At 68.9% G+C, this 20,518-nt stretch carries 18 protein-coding genes; 10 read left to right on the forward strand and 8 right to left on the reverse strand.

Going from position 1 to position 20,518, the window contains the following annotated elements; all coding sequences use genetic code 11:
* Positions 1–187: 187 nt before the first annotated feature.
* From Ate02nite_RS30015 to Ate02nite_RS30040, 6 genes are all read left to right on the forward strand, one after another.
* Positions 188–1,459 (forward strand): MFS transporter, encoded by a 1,272-nt coding sequence (locus Ate02nite_RS30015; protein ID WP_203811203.1) that lies wholly within the window; start codon positions 188–190, stop codon positions 1,457–1,459.
* 472 nt (positions 1,460–1,931) lie between these two features.
* Positions 1,932–2,153 carry an Hsp20/alpha crystallin family protein gene (locus tag Ate02nite_RS30020; protein WP_275422971.1) on the forward strand — a complete coding sequence of 74 codons (222 nt, stop codon included), beginning with the start codon at positions 1,932–1,934 and terminating at the stop codon, positions 2,151–2,153.
* A 140-nt stretch (positions 2,154–2,293) separates the two neighbouring features.
* The gene (locus Ate02nite_RS30025; RefSeq protein WP_203811204.1) at positions 2,294–2,686 is read left to right on the forward strand and encodes an STAS domain-containing protein; all 393 of its coding nucleotides are present in this window, start codon (positions 2,294–2,296) and stop codon (positions 2,684–2,686) included.
* A gap of 370 nt (positions 2,687–3,056) precedes the next feature.
* Complete coding sequence (locus tag Ate02nite_RS30030) at positions 3,057–3,254, forward strand: hypothetical protein (protein ID WP_203811205.1); 198 nt, start codon at positions 3,057–3,059, stop codon at positions 3,252–3,254.
* Between the two features lie 311 nt (positions 3,255–3,565).
* Entirely contained in the window at positions 3,566–3,838 is a 273-nt protein-coding gene (locus Ate02nite_RS30035; protein ID WP_203811206.1) for a hypothetical protein, read from the forward strand.
* A 194-nt stretch (positions 3,839–4,032) separates the two neighbouring features.
* Positions 4,033–4,398: an STAS domain-containing protein gene (locus Ate02nite_RS30040; protein ID WP_203811207.1), complete on the forward strand. Its 366-nt coding sequence runs from the start codon at positions 4,033–4,035 to the stop codon at positions 4,396–4,398.
* Between the two features lie 31 nt (positions 4,399–4,429).
* Here the strand turns inward: Ate02nite_RS30040 and Ate02nite_RS30045 are convergent, their stop codons facing one another.
* Positions 4,430–4,888: an ATP-binding protein gene (locus tag Ate02nite_RS30045; protein ID WP_203811208.1), complete on the reverse strand. Its 459-nt coding sequence runs from the start codon at positions 4,886–4,888 to the stop codon at positions 4,430–4,432.
* Between the two features lie 384 nt (positions 4,889–5,272).
* Here Ate02nite_RS30045 and Ate02nite_RS30050 point away from each other — a divergent pair, with 384 nt between their 5' ends.
* Positions 5,273–5,590: an STAS domain-containing protein gene (locus Ate02nite_RS30050; protein WP_203811209.1), complete on the forward strand. Its 318-nt coding sequence runs from the start codon at positions 5,273–5,275 to the stop codon at positions 5,588–5,590.
* Positions 5,591–6,515: 925 nt separating this feature from the next.
* Here the strand turns inward: Ate02nite_RS30050 and Ate02nite_RS30055 are convergent.
* Positions 6,516–8,588: a catalase gene (locus Ate02nite_RS30055; protein ID WP_203811210.1), complete on the reverse strand. Its 2,073-nt coding sequence runs from the start codon at positions 8,586–8,588 to the stop codon at positions 6,516–6,518.
* A 111-nt stretch (positions 8,589–8,699) separates the two neighbouring features.
* Here Ate02nite_RS30055 and Ate02nite_RS30060 point away from each other — a divergent pair, with 111 nt between their 5' ends.
* Together Ate02nite_RS30060 and Ate02nite_RS30065 are read left to right on the forward strand one after the other, a co-directional pair.
* Positions 8,700–9,386 (forward strand): GAF and ANTAR domain-containing protein, encoded by a 687-nt coding sequence (locus Ate02nite_RS30060; RefSeq protein ID WP_203811211.1) that lies wholly within the window; start codon positions 8,700–8,702, stop codon positions 9,384–9,386.
* Between the two features lie 140 nt (positions 9,387–9,526).
* A complete protein-coding gene (locus tag Ate02nite_RS30065) occupies positions 9,527–10,987 on the forward strand; it encodes an alpha,alpha-trehalose-phosphate synthase (UDP-forming) (RefSeq protein ID WP_203811212.1) in 1,461 nt (486 codons plus the stop codon).
* Between the two features lie 492 nt (positions 10,988–11,479).
* On the opposite strand, the gene Ate02nite_RS30070 is transcribed toward Ate02nite_RS30065, so the two are convergent.
* Both Ate02nite_RS30070 and Ate02nite_RS30075 read right to left on the reverse strand, forming a co-directional pair.
* The gene (locus Ate02nite_RS30070; protein WP_307873294.1) at positions 11,480–12,670 is read right to left on the reverse strand and encodes a type III polyketide synthase; all 1,191 of its coding nucleotides are present in this window, start codon (positions 12,668–12,670) and stop codon (positions 11,480–11,482) included.
* The gene (locus Ate02nite_RS30075; RefSeq protein ID WP_203811214.1) at positions 12,670–13,317 is read right to left on the reverse strand and encodes a TetR/AcrR family transcriptional regulator; all 648 of its coding nucleotides are present in this window, start codon (positions 13,315–13,317) and stop codon (positions 12,670–12,672) included. Before Ate02nite_RS30075 ends, Ate02nite_RS30070 begins: the two co-directional genes overlap by 1 nt.
* 68 nt (positions 13,318–13,385) lie before the next feature.
* Between Ate02nite_RS30075 and Ate02nite_RS30080 the strand changes: the two genes are divergently transcribed.
* Positions 13,386–15,185, forward strand: coding sequence for a sugar phosphate isomerase/epimerase and 4-hydroxyphenylpyruvate domain-containing protein (locus tag Ate02nite_RS30080; RefSeq protein WP_203811215.1), 1,800 nt, complete (start codon positions 13,386–13,388; stop codon positions 15,183–15,185).
* On the opposite strand, the gene Ate02nite_RS30085 is transcribed toward Ate02nite_RS30080, so the two are convergent.
* Genes Ate02nite_RS30085 through Ate02nite_RS30100 form a run of 4 tightly spaced genes read right to left on the reverse strand, consistent with a single transcriptional unit; the run spans position 15,175 to position 20,472 of the window.
* The gene (locus Ate02nite_RS30085) at positions 15,175–17,058 is read right to left on the reverse strand and encodes an NADH:flavin oxidoreductase (protein ID WP_203811216.1); all 1,884 of its coding nucleotides are present in this window, start codon (positions 17,056–17,058) and stop codon (positions 15,175–15,177) included. The genes Ate02nite_RS30080 and Ate02nite_RS30085 overlap by 11 nt on opposite strands.
* Positions 17,055–17,798, reverse strand: a complete 744-nt coding sequence (locus Ate02nite_RS30090; protein ID WP_203811217.1) for an ABC transporter ATP-binding protein — start codon at positions 17,796–17,798, stop codon at positions 17,055–17,057. The genes Ate02nite_RS30085 and Ate02nite_RS30090 overlap by 4 nt, the downstream gene beginning before the upstream one ends.
* Positions 17,795–19,606 carry a branched-chain amino acid ABC transporter ATP-binding protein/permease gene (locus tag Ate02nite_RS30095; RefSeq protein WP_203811218.1) on the reverse strand — a complete coding sequence of 604 codons (1,812 nt, stop codon included), beginning with the start codon at positions 19,604–19,606 and terminating at the stop codon, positions 17,795–17,797. Before Ate02nite_RS30095 ends, Ate02nite_RS30090 begins: the two co-directional genes overlap by 4 nt.
* On the reverse strand, positions 19,603–20,472 hold the full coding sequence (locus Ate02nite_RS30100; RefSeq protein ID WP_203811219.1) for a branched-chain amino acid ABC transporter permease: 870 nt from the start codon (positions 20,470–20,472) through the stop codon (positions 19,603–19,605). The genes Ate02nite_RS30095 and Ate02nite_RS30100 overlap by 4 nt, the downstream gene beginning before the upstream one ends.
* Between the last annotated feature and the right edge of the window lie 46 nt (positions 20,473–20,518).

The raw sequence follows: 20,518 nt of genomic DNA on the forward strand, positions 1-20,518 counted from the left end.
GCGATGTGACCTCCGGCTCACCGATGAGTAGAGCATGGTGACAAAACACCGTCGATCGCGTGAACGTGCGACTCCTTACGCCCCGCGCCGGCGAGGCGCCCCACCGCATTCGGGTGAGGTTCCTGAGCCAGAACGCCGATCTGATGAACCTGGCCAAGTTCTTTCGGGCACTTCATCGGGGAGAGTCATGCGTCATCTCGGTCGTCGAGGCACGTTCTGGGTTGCCACCTGCGTGGCCGGCGCAGGCCTGTGGACCAGCGCCGCTCCTTCGCTCACCTACCCCCTGTACGGCCAGGAGTGGGACCTGGACACCACCGTCACCACATCGCTGTTCGCGGTCTTCCCCGTCGCGCTGATCGTCGTGCTGGTGTTCGCCGCCGACCTGCCGGACCGCATCGGGCACCGCTCGTCGATCCAGCTCGGAATCACGGCCTCCCTCGCCGGCGCCATCCTGTTCGCGGTAGCGCCGTCGGTGGCATGGGTCTTCGTGGCTCGGGCGCTGACCGGAGCGGGCGTGGCCTTATCGATGGGGCCCGCCACCGCAGTCCAGGTCGAGAGCACCGGAGATCTTCGCCCGGGACGGGCCGGCACGGCGAACACGGTCGCCACGGCGATCGGCGTCATCGCGGCCGCGCTGATCGGCGGCACCCTCATCGAGTACGCACCCCAGCCGACCCGGCTCAACTTCGCGGCCCTGGCCGTGGTGCTCGCGCTGCTGCTGATCATGACCGCTCAGATTCCCGGATCGTCGGGACAGCGCACGAACATCCCGCCATGGCGTCCGGCCCGGTTCACGATCGAGCCCGGCCGGCGCCGTGCGGTCCTGACCGGGATCGCCGTGGTCGCCGCGAGCTATGCCATCGGCGCACTGATGTTCTCGCTCGGCGCCCAGATCGGGCACGCCCTGATCGGCTCGTCCAACGCAGTCACCCTGGGCGCGACCATCGCCCTGTTCGCCGTCGTCATCGCGGTCGTCGCCGCCCTCGCGCGAAACCTTGATGCCCGCCCTGCCGTCACCGCCGGCACGCTCGCCGCGGTAGCCGGTCTGGGCGTCCTGATCGCCGCCGCCACCGGCCAGTCCCTCGTCCTGTTCTTTGCCGCCGCCGCCCTGCTCGGCGCCGGCTACAGCCTGCTGTTCCTCGGCGGACTCTCGCTGGTCTCCAGGCTGACCACCGCCTCGACGAGGGCGTCGGCGTTCTCGGCCATGTACCTGCTCGCCTACCTGGCCCAGGCCGTCACGGCACCCAGCCTCGGCACGATCGCCAGCCACACCGGCCTGCGCACCGCGGTCATCTCCGGGGCCGTCGCGCTGAGCGTCCTCACGGCGACGGCTGCACTCGTCGCGCTCCGTACCTCACCCCGGGGACCCGCCTCACCACAGCCCGACGCGTTCGAGTCGCCCCTGGCCGCCGCACCCCTGGCCGCAGAGGCAAAACCCGGTGGGCCGACAAGGCCATAAATGGCACGCGTCTCTCGGCAAGACCTACCTCTGGCGAGCGGGGGTGTCGTATCGGAGACCTGGGAACCGGACCGGAGGTCTTCGACAGCGCGGTCACCGCGCTGTTCGACTGGCGCGTGCACCGGGAGGCCGGGCTCACCGTGGTTTGGTCCGGCGGGGGCGGGCTGGATTCGTCTACGGAACCCGGCCCGGCCCATCCGGAAAGGGGCGAGGCTGCAACCAGGCTCGCACGGCTGCGTATTCCGCGGCTACGCGCGACAGCAACACGTCCGCCGCAGAATTTCGCCGAAAGTCTTGGCGCTGAGCATGTCCGAGTGCTAGAAAATCAACTGTCGCTGCTGGTCGATCGCGGTGATGTACCCGCGAGAGACCTCCGCAGCGGTTCGGCGAAACTGATCTTCAGCCGAGCGCCACGCGTCCGCCGGACAGGCCGGCGGACCGCTACGAGAGGAGTTCGTGGTGCTGACTTTCGATCCTTTCCGCGAGGCCGACGGGCGCCTTCGAGCGGCGGGTGAGCCTCGGCGACGGCCTGGACCTTGATCGCATCACCGCGACATCCCAGGACGGCGTGCTCACGCTGACCATTCCGGTCGCCGAAAAGGCCAAGCCACGGCGCATCACGATCGCTCCTGGCTCACGCTCTGACGCCGCCGAGCGGCCGACCGCGCCGACACCCACGCTCACGAGTTCCTGATCGCCCTCCCCGGCGGGTCCGGGACCGGCGGATTGCCGTCGGCCCCGGACTCCGCACCCCTTTGCGGTACCGACCCGACAAAGATCGCTCGGGTTCGGCAGAGAACGCCGCGGCGAACCGGATCCGGAGGTCAGCAGTCCGTGATCACCAATGCGGAAGACGATGCCAGGTTGGCTGTTCAGCTACAGGCACGGACCGAGTCCGGGTTAGCTGTTGCCGTGCTCGGTGAAGTGGACATGAGCAATGCCGACGAACTGGTGCAACAGATGGCGCAACTGCTACCCACGGACGGTTCCAGCTTGGTCATTCTCGATCTCGGCGAACTCACCTTCCTCGGCTCCGCCGGCGTTCGTGCGTTGCTCGATTGCCGCCACATCGCCGAGCAACGCGGCATGCAGCTCCAGATCGCTATCGCTCACGACAATGTGCGGCAGGTCCTGACGATGTGCGATCTCGCAGAGGTCCTCGGGCTGCCGGCGGTTCCTTCTCCGACTGTGCGTTCCGGCGGCTCTGACAGCCGACCAAGCGCTTGACGCCGGCACGACCGCCAAGTCCGATGGTCTGGCCGGCCCGCACCGTCCGACCATAGATCTGAGCCGGCAGCTACCCCTCTCCCGGACTGTCGCTCGGGCTGACCGCCCTGATCGACACCATCAGCCGAGTCCAGCCGCAGCAAAGGTTCGGCAGTCGAGCACCAAGCTGGCCATGGAATCGACCCCGGCCGATCGAGGCTCATCAGAGGGCGGCCGAATGTGACGGGAAGTCGAGGCGTGGTCCCGGTCCAGGCGTCAGAAACGACCGTCGCGGACTGTGAGACGTTCAGCCGGGCAGATGACGAGGTGGCCGGGTGGTGTCCGCGCGCCGGGTGGGGCGGTCGCGGGGCCGTGTCGCGCGTTGCATGAAGTGAGATACCCGGTGGGCCGGGTGCCGGACACCGGTGGCTGCGGCTGTCCATTGGCCGAGTGGGTCGGCTATGGGCACTCGGCGTTCGTCCAGCAGCCGACGCATGGTGGTGTCGCAGCCGGCGCACCGGCCGTGCTGGATGACGATGCCGCACGGATGGGTCGACTCGCCGACGACGGCGACGTGGCCGCCGCATGATGCACATACAACACTTCGAGCCGCATCCATTCGCCCACCGTAAGCGTTGGCCACGGTGAGCGCGACCGCTGCCGGATGCGGGCGTGAGCGCTCGCCGGGCTGGTGCGACGAACGCCTTCGCCGGTCGAACGGACGTAGTTCGGGTCACGGACGCCGCCGGGTACCTCTGAAGGGTGGCGGGTTCTGAACGCCGATGCGTACAAGAAGCATAAGTAGGGCCGATGACGGGCACAGAGGGCCGAACGATCCGCACGGCACGCGCCGCCCCACCGGCACAGCAAACGAGTAAACACGTACGACGAAGGATTCTGATGACTGCCACTGCCCACGAGGTCGCCGACACCCTGAACCTCGCCTTCGACGAGCCGTCGATGACGATGGCGATTCTGCTCGCCGACATCATCCCGGCGCTGGCGGAGTTCGACCAAGAGGCCACGACCGCCGCCGACCCGGAGAGCTACCGCGACCGGATCGTCCTGAACGACGGCAGCATCATCCTGTACGACACCCGCACGGAACGCTGGACGGTCAGCAGTACCGAGGAGGTCGCCGCGTCTGACCAGCGACGTGTGACCTCACCCTGAGTAGGCGCCCGGCAGTGCTCGGTAAAAGCGCCTGCCTGATGTGTCTGGCGACCGGGCCCCGCATACGCCGGTGCAGATCCTCAGGTCCCGGCTCGTTTTGCCTGCTCACGGCTGCGCACTTCGCCGATATCGGTTGTAGCGTGACCGGATCGTGCCTTGCCTCCCAGCTCTGATGTCATACCTGCCTGTTAGACATGCCGGTTGTGAACACTTCACCCTTCGAGATCATCTCTGAGCCCATTCCTGGTGGGTTGTTTCGTGTGAGGCTGGCCGGCGAGTTCGACATGAGTGTCGGCGACGTGCTGTCCAAGGCTCTGGTGGACGCGGCCCGCCATCCCGGAGTCACCGCGGTGGTGGTGGATCTGGGCCGCACCAGCTTCCTCGATTCGCACGGCGTGGCCGGCCTCGTCGCCGGCTACGAAGCCGCGGCCCGGGCCGGGCGGCATTTCACCGCTGTCAACGCGCGGGGTCTGGTCAAGGACGTCCTGGATATCACTGGCCTTTCCGAGGTACTTCTCGACCGCGACCATCCGGCGGCACCTGCTGATCCGGCATCCTGACGGCCCGGGGACCGGCCGGGCCGTACTGCGTTCAGATGTCGCCGGCGGCGTCCTGGTCGGAGGCCGCGTCGGCCGGAAACGACACCCAGACATGCTTGGCGTGCTCGGTGGTGTACCAGCTGAGTTCTCCCGCCAGCGATCGCGCGATGTGCAGCCCGCGGCCGCCGTGGTCGGTGTGCGCGCCGGCAGCCGGTTCGGGGACGGACTCGCGATCCTGATCCGCGACGTCGAGGATGAAGCGGCCATCCACCATCAGCAACCGCACGACGGCCGGTGACCGGCCGTGCCGCAAGGCGTTGCCGGCCAGCTCCGTGGCAACCAGAGCCGCTCGCTCTGCGACCGGGGACGAAGTGTGAGCAGCAAGCCGGTGCGCCTGTAAGGCTTCGCGCAACTCGATCCGCATCTGCCGGAGCGTGGCACCGTCCGTGAGAGTCCATCGGTTCAGCTCAACGGCCTGCGGCGGGGGCGATGATCTCGGCAGGGCACCCATGGACCGCCTCAATTCCCCGTTGCGTCATGCGGAAACACCCGCCCGGAACGGGCGTCGTCGACCGACGGCTGCTTCTCGACGAGGACACCGTCCAGCGATAGGAATTCGGGCCGAGGGACTTCTCAGGTACCCACGTCGTGCTTACGGTGAATGCTGGCATGTTTTAGCTGTTCGACCGGCGACGCGTTCGGTGCTCGCGGTCGGTCGCCCCAGTCCCCGGCGGCGTTCTTCTCCAACGTCGCCGCAGGGGGTCCCGTGTCACCGCCGATTCAGCCTGGGCCAGATCGTCCTGTCCCCGAGGCGACTCGGCCTGCGCCGAGTCGGCCGGTTACGACGCCGGCCGGCGTTGCCGTTGCCTGCGCGGAGCGGTCGATCGTCGTCAGCGTGGACGGTGCGGTGGTGTTGACCATCCGACGCCGCTGGGACCCCCTATATGGCCTCATGGTCGAGGCCGATGGAGCACTCGACGCCGACACCTGCCCCGTGCTGCAAGCAACACTGTTGACAGCCTTGACCGAGACGGCGGTGTGTTGCGACCTGGGCGGCGCCAGCGTCTTCGGTGCCGCGGCCGCCGACACCCTGGCCGTCGTACATCTACACGCCGCATACCTGCGCCAGCCGTTCTCGATACGAGAGATATCCGATCTCGCCGCCTCGGTGCTGCGCATCACCGGCCTTGATGCCATCCTCACCATCGTCTAGCGGCCGCCACACCCTGAAGACTTTCCCGGGGCCATGGCCCGGCGGCCGCCGGTTCGTTCGTCTGACCGCATTGCGGAACCGGCGGTCGGGTCGGACGGGACCGTCGACTGCGGGCAAGTCCTCCGCCTGCCGCTGCTGGGCGGCGCTGGAACTTGTCGGCCATGACCTTGCAGCCCACCGACTCTGGTCACCGACTCCCAGAAAATCTATGTCCGCGATACTAGACATTCTGACTGGCTGTGGTTAATGTTCCTCTGGTCGAGAACGAAGTAGCCGTAAAGACGCAGACGAGTGCCGCCCGACGGAGGCGGAGAGGCCGGACCGACACCGACCCGGCTCAGGTTTCACGCAGTCAACAGGAAAGTTCGGCAGCACCCCGGGTTCCCGGGCGCATCAGGTGGCGGGGCCGACGTCAGGTATCAGGGCTTCGCCGCAAGTCAGAACGTTCGTCGTACGTGTTCGGGGCCATGAAGTCGCGTGGGGTTCCAGGACCGGCGGACCAGAACGAGGCACGCAGATAGAAGCAAGTCAGAGGAAAGGGAGGGCCGTACACCGTTGGATCGCCCGCCGCCGGCCGCATCACCAAGGGCTGGGCGCGGACACCGAAGTTTTCCATCGAACGAGAGGTGGTCTCCGGTCACGCTTATGCGATCCTCGCACCCGAAACCCGAATACCGGGCTGGTGCGGATACGACAACCCGACGCTCCTGTCGGTAGATGGTGTTTCTGACCCGCAACCCTTGGGCCCTGGCGCTTTCCAGCGCCGGGGCCCTCGTTATGCAGGTGACATGGCTCAACCCGACGACCTGCCCGGCGACCTGATTGACCCGCTCCGCTCCGAGGGGACCGCTGGAGGTGCTCCCACTCGGGGGCGCTGCCCGGCGGTTCGCGACCAGGGCGGCCGCCGGGCAGCGACGCCGATGTCTCAGTCGGCCGGCGGTACGGCGGAGGCCATCACGGCGTCGGCCCGGTCCCAGACGCGGTGCAGACCGAGCGCCGTGACAAGGTCGTCGATGAAGGCCTTGGCGACGACGTCACCGGCGAGGACGCCCGGCCCGTCGAGGTCGACGCCGACTGCCTGCAGCAGCCGGCCGCCGTCGCCCCACGCGCCGAGCGCCTTGAGGTGCCGGTACGCCTCCTGCAGGAGAAGGACCGTTTTGATGTCGGTGTCGGGGGCGGTACCGGCGGCCACCAATACCGCGTCGAACTCGATCGAGCGAGCGGTCAGGATGCTCCGGTCGATCGGGAGGACCGAGCGGCCCTTGCCAAGAGTCCCGCCGTGCGGCGCGATGACCAGGACCTGCGCCCCGAGTTTCTCGGCCGCGGTGCGCAGTTTGCGGATCCCGGCGAGGTCCGAACCGTCGTCCGCGATCACGCCGATCTTCCGGCCGGCGATCGGGCCGGGTTCGACCACCACCTGCGACAGAGCGGCCGACACCGGAACGTCCTCCACCGGCGTACCGCTGGGGGCGGGAAGGCCGAGTCCGGCCGCCACCTGCGCACACAGGTCGGCGTCGACGTTGGCCAGCACCGTTAGTTGGCGTTCCTTGATCTTCTGCTCGAACACCTTGCCGAGCTCGAACGTGAACGCCTCCACGATGTGCGCCTGCTCGACCGCGCTCAGGGAGCGGTAGAACATGGCCGGCTGGGTGAAGTGGTCGCCGAACGACACCGGGTTCTCCCGCACCGTGAAGCCGCTGACCGGGCGGGCGGTCTGCACATATCCACCGTCGCCGGCCCCGGCCACCTCCGGCAGGCCGTCGTCGAGGCTGTTGGGCCGGTACGGTGCGATGCCCGTGGGGACGGCCTGCTGGTGCATGCCGTCGCGGAGCATGTCGTTGACCGGGCAGTGCGGCGCGTTGATCGGCAACTGGGCGAAGTTGGGACCGCCGAGCCGGGTCAGCTGGGTGTCGAGGTAGGAGAACAGTCGGGCCTGCATCAGCGGGTCGTTGGTGACCTCGATGCCGGGGACGAGGTGGCCGGTGTGGAAGGCGACCTGTTCGGTCTCGGCGAAGTAGTTGACCGGGTTGCGGTCCAGGGTGAGCTTGCCGATCAGCTGAACCGGGGCCAGTTCCTCCGGTACGAGCTTGGTCGGGTCCAGCAGGTCGATGTCCTCGAACGTTTCGGTGCCGTCGTCGGGCATGACCTGAATGCCCAGCTCGAACTCCAGCGGCACGCCGGCGGTGATGCCGTCGGCCAGGTCGCGGCGGTGGAAGTCCGGGTCGACGCCGGCGGCGATCTGCGCCTCCTCCCACACCAGGGAGTGCACGCCCGCGACCGGCTTCCAGTGGAACTTGACCAGGTTGGTCTCGCCGTCCGCGTTGACCAGCCGGAAGGTGTGCACCCCGAAGCCTTCCATGGTCCGGTACGAGCGCGGGATGCCACGGTCGGACATGTTCCACATGACGTGATGGGTGGCCTCGGTATGCAGGGAGACGAAGTCCCAGAACGTGTCGTGCGCGGACTGGGCCTGCGGGATCTCGACGTCCGGGTGCGGTTTGCCGGCGTGGATGATGTCCGGGAACTTGATGCCGTCCTGGATGAAGAACACCGGGATGTTGTTGCCGACCAGGTCGAAGGTGCCTTCGCCGGTGTAGAACTTCACCGCGAACCCGCGGGTGTCGCGGACGGTGTCAGCCGATCCCCGGGAACCGAGGACGGTGGAGAACCGGACGAACACGTCGGTGCGCTCGCCGGCACGAAGGAACGCCGCCCGGGTCACCGACTCCGCCGTGCCGTACGCCTCGAACACGCCGTGGGCGGCCGCGCCACGCGCGTGGACCACCCGTTCGGGGATGCGCTCGTGGTCGAAATGGGTGATCTTCTCGCGGAGGTGGAAGTCCTCCAGCAGGCTCGGGCCGCGTTCCCCGGCCTTCAGCGAATGATCGGTGTCGGGCAACCGCAGGCCCTGAGCCGTGGTGAGAAACGAGCCGGTCTGCGACAGCTCCCGGGTCGCCGAGCCGGTGCTGTCGGCAGCATCCTTGCCAGGTGTGGCCATGACAAACTCCACCTAACCTTGGTACGGGGGTGGAGGCGACCTGTTTCACCTTCGCCGCCAACGTAACACCGGACCGGCCCGACTGCCGGAATGATCCAACGAGGGAGTGTCGTGACCGGCAGTGACGAGGACGCGCTGGAACAACTTGGCCGCGCAGCCCGGGCGCTACGGGTGGACGGTTCTTTCCCCTCCGATGGGCTGGACACGATCGTCACCCAGGCCGTGGAGACCGTCCCGGCCGCCGCCTGGGCGGGTTTGATCGAGCTGGAGAACGGCCGGCTCGAGCCCCGGGCCACCTACGGTCAACCGCCGCACGTGCTCGATCAACTCCAGCAGAAGCTCGGCGCCGGCCCGTGCATCGAGGCCGCCCGTGAGCAGGATGTGGTGGTCATCGACGACACCGGCACCGACGCGCGCTGGCCGGAATTCGCCTCGGTCGCCGGGCAGGAGGGCGTGGGCAGCATGCTGTGTGCGCCGCTCTGGGTCGATCGCCGCCGGCTCGGCACGCTCAGCCTCTACGGCGACACCACGCACGCCTTCGGCGACGCCGAGCGGCGGCTCGCGACGCTCTACGCCACGCTGGCCGCCCTGGCGCTCGCCGACGGTCAACGCGTCGCGAACCTGACCCTCGCTCTCGACAGCCGTGACCTGATCGGCCAGGCCAAAGGCATTCTCGTCGAGCGACTCAAGATCACCCCGGACGCCGCTTTCGCCATGCTGTCCCAGGCATCGCAGAACACCAACCGGAAGCTCGTGGCCGTCGCCGAGCACCTGGTGAGCACCGGCAGCCTGGACTGATAAGCCGGAAGCCGGCCGCTGAGGCCGTGATGCTGCGTCCTGATCGCCGACCCGGCCCTCCGGATTTTAAGCGGTGCAACGGGGTACAAAGTGTTTGAGCCGCCCGGGTGGCGGTATCCCGTCGTTGTGAGGACAACGAGATGAGTGACTCGTACGAGTTCGTGGTGGTCGCCAACCGCCTCCCGGTCGACGAGGTCACCGCGGAGGATGGCAGTCGCAGCTGGGCGCGGAGCCCTGGCGGTCTGGTCAGCGCGTTGCAACCGATCGTGCGGCGGCAGGGCGGCGCCTGGGCCGGGTGGACCGGTCAACCGGGTGACGCGCCGGAGCCGTTCGACACCGACGGCATGCACCTGCACCCGGTCGGCTTGAGCGCCGACGACGTCGACCGGTACTACGAGGGCCAGTCCAACGGCACCATCTGGCCGTTGTTCCATGACGCCGTCGAGCAGCCGACCCACCGCCGTCCGTGGCGGCAGGCGTACGAGGCGGTGAACCGCCGGTTCGCCGAGGCGGCCGCGCTCCTAGCCGCACCCGACGGCACGGTGTGGGTCCACGACTACCAGCTGATGCTGGTGCCGGCGATGCTGCGTGAGCTGCGACCGGACCTGCGCATCGGGTTCTTCCTGCACATCCCGTTCCCGCCGGTCGAGCTGTTCATGCAACTGCCCCGCCGGGCCGACATCCTGCGTGGCCTGCTCGGCGCGGACCTGGTCGGCTTCCAGCGCCCGCTCGCCGCCCAGAACTTCCTGCAGCTCACCGGCCGCCTCCTCGGCCTGGACCCGCAGGAGGAACACGTCGTCGTGGACGGACGGACCGTCACCGCACGGGCCTTCCCGATCTCGATCGACGTCACCGAGGTCGAGGAACTGGCCGCCGACCCCGCCGTACAGGCCGAGGCCCGCCGGATGCGCACCGAACTCGGCGGCGACCGCCGCCTGCTGCTCGGCGTCGACCGCCTCGACTACACCAAGGGCATCGAACAAAGACTTGAGGCGTACGGCGAACTACTCGCCGACGGCACCGTGTCCAACGACGACGTGGTGCTGGTGCAGGTCGCCACCCCGAGCCGGATGCGGGTCAAGGAATATCAGGAGCTGCGCGCCCGGGTGGAACGCGAGGTCGGCCGGATCAACGGCGAGTACGGAGCGGTCGGCCAGGTTCCCGTGCACTACCTGTTCCAGTCGATGAACCGCGCCGAGCTGGTCGCGCTGTACCTCGCCGCCGACGTCATGGTCATCACTCCGCTGCGCGACGGCATGAACCTCGTCGCCAAGGAGTACGTCGCGGCCCGCCACGACGATCAGGGCGCCCTGGTGCTGAGCGAATTCGCCGGAGCCGCCGCCGAGCTGCCGACCGCATTCCTGGTCAACCCGCACGACGTCGAGGACCTCAAACGCGCCATCACCGACGCCCTGCACGCCGATGGCGCGGAGCAGGCGGAACGGATGAAGCCGATGCGTACGCAGGTCCGCGACAACGACATCGACAAATGGGCAAGCGACTTCCTCGAAACTCTCGGAACCATTTCAGAGGACAACGACAAAGGGCTCGGCGGGCTCATTCTGGATGGCGACGATCTCCGCCATGGCGGTAACCGCTGACCCGTTCGGTTGACGGCGTGGTGCCCGGCTGATCGACGTCGATCCGTACGGAACCAGGGTCGATGCCTTCCGAATGATGCATACGGCGCCAAAGGAAATGTCCCCGTAGTCAAGCATGTCTACGACGACTTCGGGTAACAGCCGCGCATGGACGCCGGACGGGACAGCGGCAGAGCACGAACCAGGACCGCCGCCCTGATGCGCTCGACCGTTGAGCAGTTAAGGCTCGCGGCACGACGACTCCGATCCCTGGCTGAGACGTCGCCGAGCGAGCAGACCGCGACGCGGCTGCGGGCATTAGGTCACGATGTGTCGGCGAAGGCTGACGACATTGAAGAACGCGCTGACCAGATAGACGACGGCACTCCGACCAACACCTGAGCGCGGTCCTGCGCGACGCTGTGCAGCATCTACGCCCGGGACGACCCCGTTGGCGCGGACTGCGGACGTCGCAGTAACGGTCTGCCTCGGGTCTTGTCTTGCACGGGGTGGTCACCAGTCCAGGAGCACCAGCTCCGAGCAGAAGCCCGGCCCCATGGCGAGCATCACGGCCGGACGGCTCGCCGCGACGGGGTCACGGGTCGCCAGCGTCTCCTGCAGGACGTGCAGTACGGACGAGGAGGACAGGTTCCCGACCGACGCCAGACTGCGTCGCGTCACGTCGAGCGCATCCGGTTTCAGCCCCAGGGTGCGAACGATGGCCTCGATGACTTTCGGGCCGCCCGGATGGGCGATCCAGGTGTCGACGTCACTCACGGCCAGCCCGTGCGCGGCGAGGAAGGTCTCGACGTCACCCTTCAGGTAGGTGTCGACGATGTCGGGGACCGTGGCCGCGAGCACGAGCTGGAAACCGGTCTCGCCGATGTCCCAGCCCATGACCCGCTCGGAGTCCGGGTAGAGCCGGCTGCGCGTCGCCCGTACCCGGGGAGCGTGGTCGTGCCCGGCCGCCGCCGCCCGCCGTTCCCCCAGGACCACGACCGCCGCCGCGCCATCCCCGAACAGACCGGAACCGACCAGGTTCGCCGTCGAGGTGTCGCCCCGCTGGAAGGTGAGCGAGCACAACTCGACCGACAGGAGCACCGCCACGTCGTCCGGGCGGCCCTGGAGGTAGTCGTGGATCCGGGCGATACCGGCCGCACCCGCGACGCATCCCAGTCCGAACAGCGGCATCCGCTTGACGTCGTCACGCAGCCCGAGCCGGTGGGCGATGCGCGCGTCCAGGCTGGGGACGGCCAGCCCGGTCACCGAGGTCGTCACGATCAGGTCCACGTCGGACGGCACCAGGCCGGCCGCGGCCAGGGCCGCGGCAACGGCGTCCGAACCGAGCCGGCGGCCCACGTCGATCCACACGTCGTTGGCCGCGCCGAAGCCGCCGAGGTCGCGGTAGCGGTCCAGGGGAAGAGCAAGGTGCCGGGTACGGACTTCGGCCGCGGTGTGCAGCCGCCGCATCAGCTCGCGACGGACAACGGCCGCCGGCTCGTCACCGAGGAGGGCATCGGCCAGCACCCCGGTTATCTGCTCCTGCGAATACACGTGCTCAGGCAGGACAGCCCGGGCGGCAACGATTCTTGACATCCCGGAACCGTATCGTTGTCGATCACTGCGACAGGTGTCACCGCTCGCAGAAGCGGGCGCCGCCAGGCTGGTGATCGCAGAGAGTGGGGAACCGCATCCGATATCGATTACGCCTCGCGGGTCGTGAGGTGGGCCACCACCAGGTCGCCGACCATCCGGCGCAAATGCTCCCGGCTTTGCGGATCGAGCAGGTCACGGTTGAAGATGGCCTGAAAGGTGTAACGGTTGGCGCCGCGGAAGACGCAAAAGGCGCTGATGATCATATGGACGTCGAGGGCGTCGACGTCGTCGCGGAAGACGCCCGCGGCAACTCCTCGCCCAAGAATTCGGGTGAGCACTTCGAGAGCGGGTGCAGCAAGGACATCCCGAGCTTCCGAACGCCGCAGATGCTGGGCGTAATGGATGTTCTCGATGGCGACCAGGCGGACGAAGTCCTGATGGGACTCGTGGTGGTCGAAGGTGAGCTCGGCCAGCCGGCGCAGTGCGTCAACCGGCGCCAGGTGGTCGACATTGAGTTGCTGCTCCAGGGAGCGGATGTGCCGGTACGCCCCCTCCAGCACAGCCAGATAGAGCCCTTCCTTGCCACCGAAGTAGTAGTAGATCATCCGCTTGGTGGTGCTGGTCTTGGCGGCTATCTCGTCCACCCGGGCACCGGCATAGCCTTGATCAGCGAATTCGTGCGTCGCCACCTCGATGATCTCGGCGCGGGTCCGCTCGGCGTCGCGGGTCCGGGGCGGGGCGATGTCAGATGCCATGAGTCGACTCTAGTAGCCCGACGGCCTAGAGTGTACGAACTAGTTCGTACACTTCTGGAGGACTTCCGATGGCGCGCACGAGCATCGCGACAGTGTGTCTCTCCGGCACTCTCGAGGATCGTCTCGACGCTGCGGGGGCCGCGGGATTCGACGCCGTCGAGATCTTCGAGAACGACCTGATCGCGGCCGCGAGCACACCGGAGCAGATCCGGGCCCGGGTGGCTGACCTCGGCCTCACCATCAGCCTCTACCAGCCGTTCCGCGACGCCGAGGGAGCGCCGGCCGAGCGATTCGCCGCCGTCCGGCGCCGGATGACGGCCAAACTCGACCTGATGGCCCGCCTCGGCGCGGACACCGTGCTGATCTGCTCCTCCGTCGCTCCCGACACCATCGACGACGATGACCTGGCCGCCGAGCAGTTGCGCACGCTCGCCGAGCTGGCCGACGACCGCGGGATGCGCATCGCCTACGAGGCCCTGGCCTGGGGACGGCACGTCTCCACCTGGCAACGCTCGTGGGAGATCGTCCGGCGGGCCGGCCATCCGGCGCTCGGCCTGTGCCTCGACAGCTTCCACGTGCTGTCCCGCACCGATCAGTACGCCGACATCGCCGGGATCCCCGGCGACCGCGTCTTCTTCCTGCAGCTGGCGGACGCTCCCCGGTTGTCGATGGACGTGCTGCAGTGGAGCCGGCACCATCGCCTGTTCCCCCTGCAGGGCAGCCTCGACCTGGTCGGATTCACCAAGGCGGTGCTGGCGACCGGCTACCGCGGACCGCTGTCGCTGGAGGTGTTCAACGACGTCTTCCGGCAGGCCGATCCGCATCGTACGGCGGTCGACGCGCGCCGGTCGCTCACCGCGTTGCAGGACTGCCTCGACGGCGGCGGGTTCCCCGCCTCGTCGCTGACCGGTCTCGCGTTCACCGAACTGGGCGTTGACGCCGACTCCGGGCCTCAGATGGAGGCGCTGCTCGGCGCCCTCGGCTTCACCCATTCCGGGCAGCACCGGTCCAAACCGGTCCAGCTGTGGGAGCAGGGCGACGCCCGGATCCTACTGAACTCCGGCGTCGGCGAGGCGGCGATCAGCGCGTTCGCCCTGGAGAGCAGCGACCCGGAGGCGGCCGCCCGCCGCGCGGCGCACCTGCACGCGCGACCCCTTCCGCGCCGCCGACGACAGCGCGAGGCCGATCTGACCGCGGTCGCGGCTCCCGACGGCACGGCGGTGTTCTTCTGCCGCACCGAGCCGGTCGGCGAGCACGGCTGGCTGGACGACTTCCTGCCGACCGGCGAGCCGCGCGCCCTGTCGACCGGCATCACGGCAATCGACCATCTCTCGCTGGCTCAGCCGTTCGACCGCTACGACGAGGCGGCCCTGTTCTACCGCGCCGTGCTGGGCCTGACCGACGACGAGGCGGGCGAGTTCGCGGCGCCGTTCGGACTCGTGCGCACCCTCGCCATCCGCAATGCCGACCGCAGCGTACGGGTCGCGCTCAGCGTGCCGGTGCTGCGCCGCGGTGACTGGGCTCCGGCGATCCCTCATCCCCAGCACATCACCCTGGCCACCGATGACCTGCCGCGGACGGCCGCCGCACTGGCGGCGGCCGGGATGATCCTGCCGATCCCGGCCAATTACTACGACGACCTCGACGCCCGCATCTCCGCGCCGGCCGCGGTCCGCCGCCTCGGTGTGATGTACGACGAGGACGAGCACGGCAGCTATTGGCAATTGTTCACCCCCGTCATCGGTTCGCGGGTCTTCGTCGAGGTCGTGCAGCGGGTCGGCGACTACCGTGGTTACGGCTTCGCCAACGACCCGGTACGGATGGCGGCGCACCGGCAGCAGCGGCTGCGCGAGGAGATCAAGGACTGACCCCGGCGCCCCGGCGGATCGCTTCGGCGGCGTCGGCGGCCGCGTCCAGCACGACGGTCCGCCATGCGCCCCGAGCCTCGACCTGCCGGGGAACGATGCCCTGCGCGACGACGACCGGCCCGCGCGCCGCACACCACTCTCGCTCGCCACCGTGGCCGAGCAGCAGCCGATCGTCCTCGATGGACTCCAGGGTGGTCTCGCGCCGGATCTCGACGTCCGGGTTCTCGGTCAGCCGGCGCACCATCAGGCCTTTCTCCCGCGGGCCGGCCTCCGGTGCGAGTTCGCCGGCGGCGGTGAGCAGAAGCACGCGATGCCCGACGGCTGCGGCCTGGTCGGCGACGGCCACGCCGGCCCGGTCGGCGCCCCAGACGGTGACCACCTCACCCGCTGCCACCCGGGCCGGACCGGCGACCCAGTCGAGCAGATCGACGACCCGCGACCCGGTGACGCCCGGCACCGATGGGCGCCGGCCGACTCCCCCGGTCGCCACCACGACGGTGTCCGGCGTGAGGCCGCGAATGATCGCCGGGTCGGCGCGGGTCGATAGACGCACGTCGACGGCCAGGCGGCGCAGCTCGGCCGCGTACCAGTCGAGCAGCCGGCCGAACTCGGGTTTGCTCGGCAGGGACGCGGCCAGCCGGAACTGTCCCCCGATCTTGTCGCCGGCCTCCACGATCGTCACGTCGTGACCGGCCAGCGCCGCAGTCCGCGCCGCCTCCAGGCCGGCCACACCCGCGCCGACGACGAGAACTCGCCGGCCACCGGCCGGTTGCGGAGCGGGGACGGAAACAGGCGGGACGGAGACGGCGGGATTGGCCAGGCACCAGATCGGCTGCTGGGTGTGCAGCGCGTCGATGCAGCCCTGGTTGCAACCGATGCAGGGCCGCGGCCGGCGACCGGCGAGTGCCGCGTTCGTCCAGGCCGGGTCGGCGTGCTGCGCGCGGCCGACGGCCACCAGGTCGGCGGCCCCGGATCGCAGAATCCGCTCCGCCTCCTGCGCCGTGGGGATGCGGCCGGCGACGCAGACCGGTTTGCCGAGATCCCGGTACCGCGCCGCGTACGGTGCCAGCACTCCGCGTTCCACCTCCCCTGGCTGCACCATCCACTCGCCGGCCTCGTAGCAACCGGCCGAGATGTCCAGCACGTCGATCAGGTCGAGCGGAAGCCGCCCGGCCAGTGACCGGGTCGCGTCCGCATCGAGACCGCCCGGGACGCCCTCGAACGCCGACAGCCGCAGGAACACGGCAAGATCCGGGGCCGCCGCCCGGACCGTGGCGAGCACCTCGGCGAGAAACAGCGTCGGTTCCGCGTACCGGTCGGCGCGCCGGTTGGTACGCGGCGACAGGAACTGGTGGATCAGGTAGCCGTGGGCCGCGTGCACCTCCAGTACGTCGACCCCGGCCCGGGCACACCGCCAGGCGGCCGCACCGAACGCGTCGACGATGCCGGCCACCTCCTCGGTTGCCAGTTCCCGCGGCCGGCTGCCACGGAACGGCACCGGTGACGGCGCGACCGGCTGGAACCCGGATACGGACGCCTCGGCCACTCGTCCGGCGTGGTTGAGTTCGACGCCGAGCAGCGCGCCCTCCGCATGGATGGCGGCCGCCAGCGAACGCAGGCCCGGCAGCACGTGGTCACTGTGCGCGCCGAGTTGCCGGACCCGCCCTCGCCCGTCGGCGCGCACGTAGGTCGCCTCGGTGAAGACGAGTCCGGCTCCGCCCGCAGCCCGCGCCGACAGGTAGCCGATGTAGTCGGCGGTCACCCGGCCGTCCGCCGTGCCGTAGTTGCGCTCCATCGGCGGCAGGACCACCCGGTTGCGCAGTCGGCGTGTGCCCACCACCAGCGGCTCGCCCAGCCGTTCGGGCCGGGTCACAGCCCGAGGTAGATGCGCCGGACCTGCGGATCGTGGCGCAGCTGAGCCGAGGTGCCACTCATCGCCACCTCGCCGTTCTCGACCACCAGGCAACTGCTCGTCGCCTCGAAGGTCAGCTTGGCGTTCTGCTCGACCAGCAACAGGCTCAGACCTTCGGCCCGCAGGCGTTGCAGCACCTCGAGGATGTTCTCGACCAGCTTCGGGGACAGCCCCATCGACGGCTCGTCGAGCAGCAGGAGCCGGGGTTTCGACATCAGCGCCCGGCCGATCGCCAGCATCTGCTGCTGACCACCGGAGAGCGCACCGGCCAACCGGCCCCGCATCTCGCCGAGGACCGGGAACAGCTCGTAGATCTCGGCCAGGGTGGCCCTGGTCTCCGCGTTCCACTTCCGGGCGTACGCGCCGAGCAGCAGGTTCTTCTCGACCGGCAGGCCGGTGAAGACATGCCTCCCTTCCGGGACGTAGCCGATACCGTGCCGCACCATCGATCGGGCACTCACCCTGGTCAGATCGACGTCGCCGAAGCTCAGCGTGCCCACTTTCCGGGGAATGAGACCCATGACGGCCTTCAGGGTGGAGGTCTTCCCGGCGCCGTTGGCGCCGATCACCCCGATCGCCTCGCCGGCCGGCACCGAGAAGCTCAGGTCCCGCACCGCGCACACCCCGCCGTAGTGCACGGTGAGCCCCTCCACCCGCAGGACGTTGGTGGTCGCGGTCGTGGGTTCGGATACGGTGGTCATCCGGTCACCTCCGGTACGGACGGCAGATCGTCGGAGCTCATCGAGTCGCCGAGGTAGGCCTCGATCACCGCCGGTGTGCTCGCCACCTCGGCGGGCTCGCCTTCGGCGATGACGTGACCGCTGGCCAGCACCGTGATGCGCTCGCACAGCGACATCACCAGGCCCATGTTGTGCTCGATGATGATCACGGTGACACCGCTGTCCCGGACGGAACGCACGATCTCACTGAGCTGGCGCACCTCGTCACCGTTGAGGCCGGCGGCGGGTTCGTCGAGCAGCAGCAGGGCCGGGCCGGCGGCAACCGCGCGGGCGATCTCGACCCGCCGTTGGATGCCGTACGGCAGCGACTTCGGCGGCAGCGCGGCGAACTCGGCGAGGCCGTACCGCTCGATCACCTCCGCCGCGCGACGGTGCAGGTCGCGGTCCCGGCGCAGCACGCTGATCGGCCGGGCTACGTAGCGCCAGCTGTGCCAGGTGGCGTTGCGGTCGATGGCGACGAGCACGTTCTCCTCGACCGTCAGGTCACCGAACAGCCGCAGGTTCTGGAAGGTGCGCGACATCCCGGCTCGGGCCAACCGGTACGGCGCGAGGCCGGTGGAGTCCTGGCCGCGGAACCGGATCCGGCCGCGAGTCGGCCGGTACAACCCGCTGATCACGTTGAAGAGCGTGGTCTTGCCGGAGCCGTTGGGTCCGACGATGCCGCGGATCTCGCCCGGCGTGATCGACAACGAGACGTCATCCAGAGCGCGCAGGCCTCGGAAGTACATGCTGATGCCATCGACCTCCAGGATGGGCGACTGGCTGCCCGACTCGTCCGGGCGCACCGTCTCGTACGGCTGGAACGGCTGCAGCCGGGCCGCCTCGCCCTGCCCGCCGCGACGCCGGGTCACCAGATCCCGGATCCTCTTCGGCAGGCCGGCGAGTCCGGTCGGTGCGAACACCACGACGAGCACCACGACCGTGCCGTAGCCGATCTGGGCGACGGTGGGATGGTCGGCCAGCAGCTCGCGGACGAGGTAGAGGCCGGCCGCGCCGACGACGCAGCCGATCAGGCTCTGCCGGCCCCCGATGATCACCATGCCGAGCAGCAGGAACATGTTGGCGATCGAGAACGTCTCGGGTGCGACGTAGCGGATGAGCCCGGCGTAGAGCACTCCGCCGAGTCCGCCGTAGACGCTGGCGAGCAGGAACGCGGTCATCCGCAGCACCGGTACGTCGGCGCCGAGCGCGCCGGCGGCGAGGGCGTCGTCGCGCATCGCGCGCATCCGCCGGCCGAGCGCGGTGCGGACGATGAACAAGCCGAAGACCAGTCCGACCGCGAAGACCGCCAGCTCAAGGTAGTAGTAAAGGTATTCGTTGGAGAGGTCGACGCCGGGGATCGTCGGCACCGGGATCGCGGAGATGCCCTCGGCGCCGCCGGCGACCTGGGCGTTGGTCACCCAATTGGTGAAGGCGAGCGCCAGGCCGAGGGTGACGATGCCGAGGTAATGCGATTGGACGCGCAACGCCGGCGTGCCGACCAGCAGCCCGACGGCGATGGTGGCCGCGAGGGCGAGCACCGCGGACAGCCAGAAGCCCCATCCTGTCTTGGTCGTGAGGATGGCCGTGGTGTACGCGCCGACGCCGAAGAACGCCACCTGGGCCAGGTTGACCTGACCGCCGACGCCCATGCAGAGGCCGAGACCGATCGCGAGAATGGCGAAAATCAAGATCACGTTCACCACATGGATCGCGTACGAATCCAGGCCGTACGGCAGGAACCAGGCCGCCAGTGCGGCCAGCGCGATGATGCCGATGCGGTACCTCATGCGCGGTTCACCGTCCGTTCGCCGAAGACTCCGGTCGGCCGGATCATGATGATCACGGTGAAGACCAGGAAGGTGACCAGTTCGGAGTAGCCCTGAAAGTGCCCGGCGGTGAACGAGTCGAGCACTCCGATGGCGATGCCGCCGACGATCGCGCCGGGGATGCTGCCGAAGCCGCCGAGGATCGCCGCCGCGAACCCTTTGATGCCGAGCGCGCCGCCGAGCGCCGGGCTGACGTAGAGCAGCGGCCCGACCAGGCCGCCGGCCAGAGCGGCGAGTCCGGCACCGATCATGAAGGCGATGGCGTTGCTGCGTCCGACGTGGATGCCGACCGCGGTGGCCGCCTCGTGGTCCATCGCCACCGCCTGCATCGCGGCACCGCGCTTGGTGCGCGACAAGAACAACACGAGCAGAACTGTCGCCGCCGCCGCGATGGCGAGAACGACCAGGTCGTACGTGCGGATGCGGATCCCCCACAGGTCGATCGGGGCGGACGGGACCGGTGACGGAACGGCCCGCCCGGTGGCGCCCCAGATCATGATGACGAGGGCGTCGAGGACGATGCCGAAGCCGATCGTGCCGATCAGCATCAGGTCGAAGTCGCGGTTCTCGAGCGGCCGCAGCACCCGCTCGATGACCAGGCCGATCACTCCGGTCACCGCGATCGCCACGAACATCGCCAGGGCGAATGGCAGCTTCGAGGTCAGATAGAAGGTGGAGGCGAGGTAGGCGCCGACGGTGACCACGTTGCCGTGCGCGAAGTTGACCAGGCCCATGGTGCGGTAGACCAGCGAGAACCCCAGCGCCACCAGGGCATAGATGGCGCCGAGGCTGATCCCGCCGATGATCGTCTGAAAGAAGACCTGCATGGCTCTCCTGGATGGCCGACGGTCCCGGCGCCGGTGGCGGCGCCGG

Origin of the sequence: Paractinoplanes tereljensis (genome assembly GCF_016862435.1) — a bacterium.
Lineage (GTDB): Bacteria > Actinomycetota > Actinomycetes > Mycobacteriales > Micromonosporaceae > Actinoplanes > Actinoplanes tereljensis.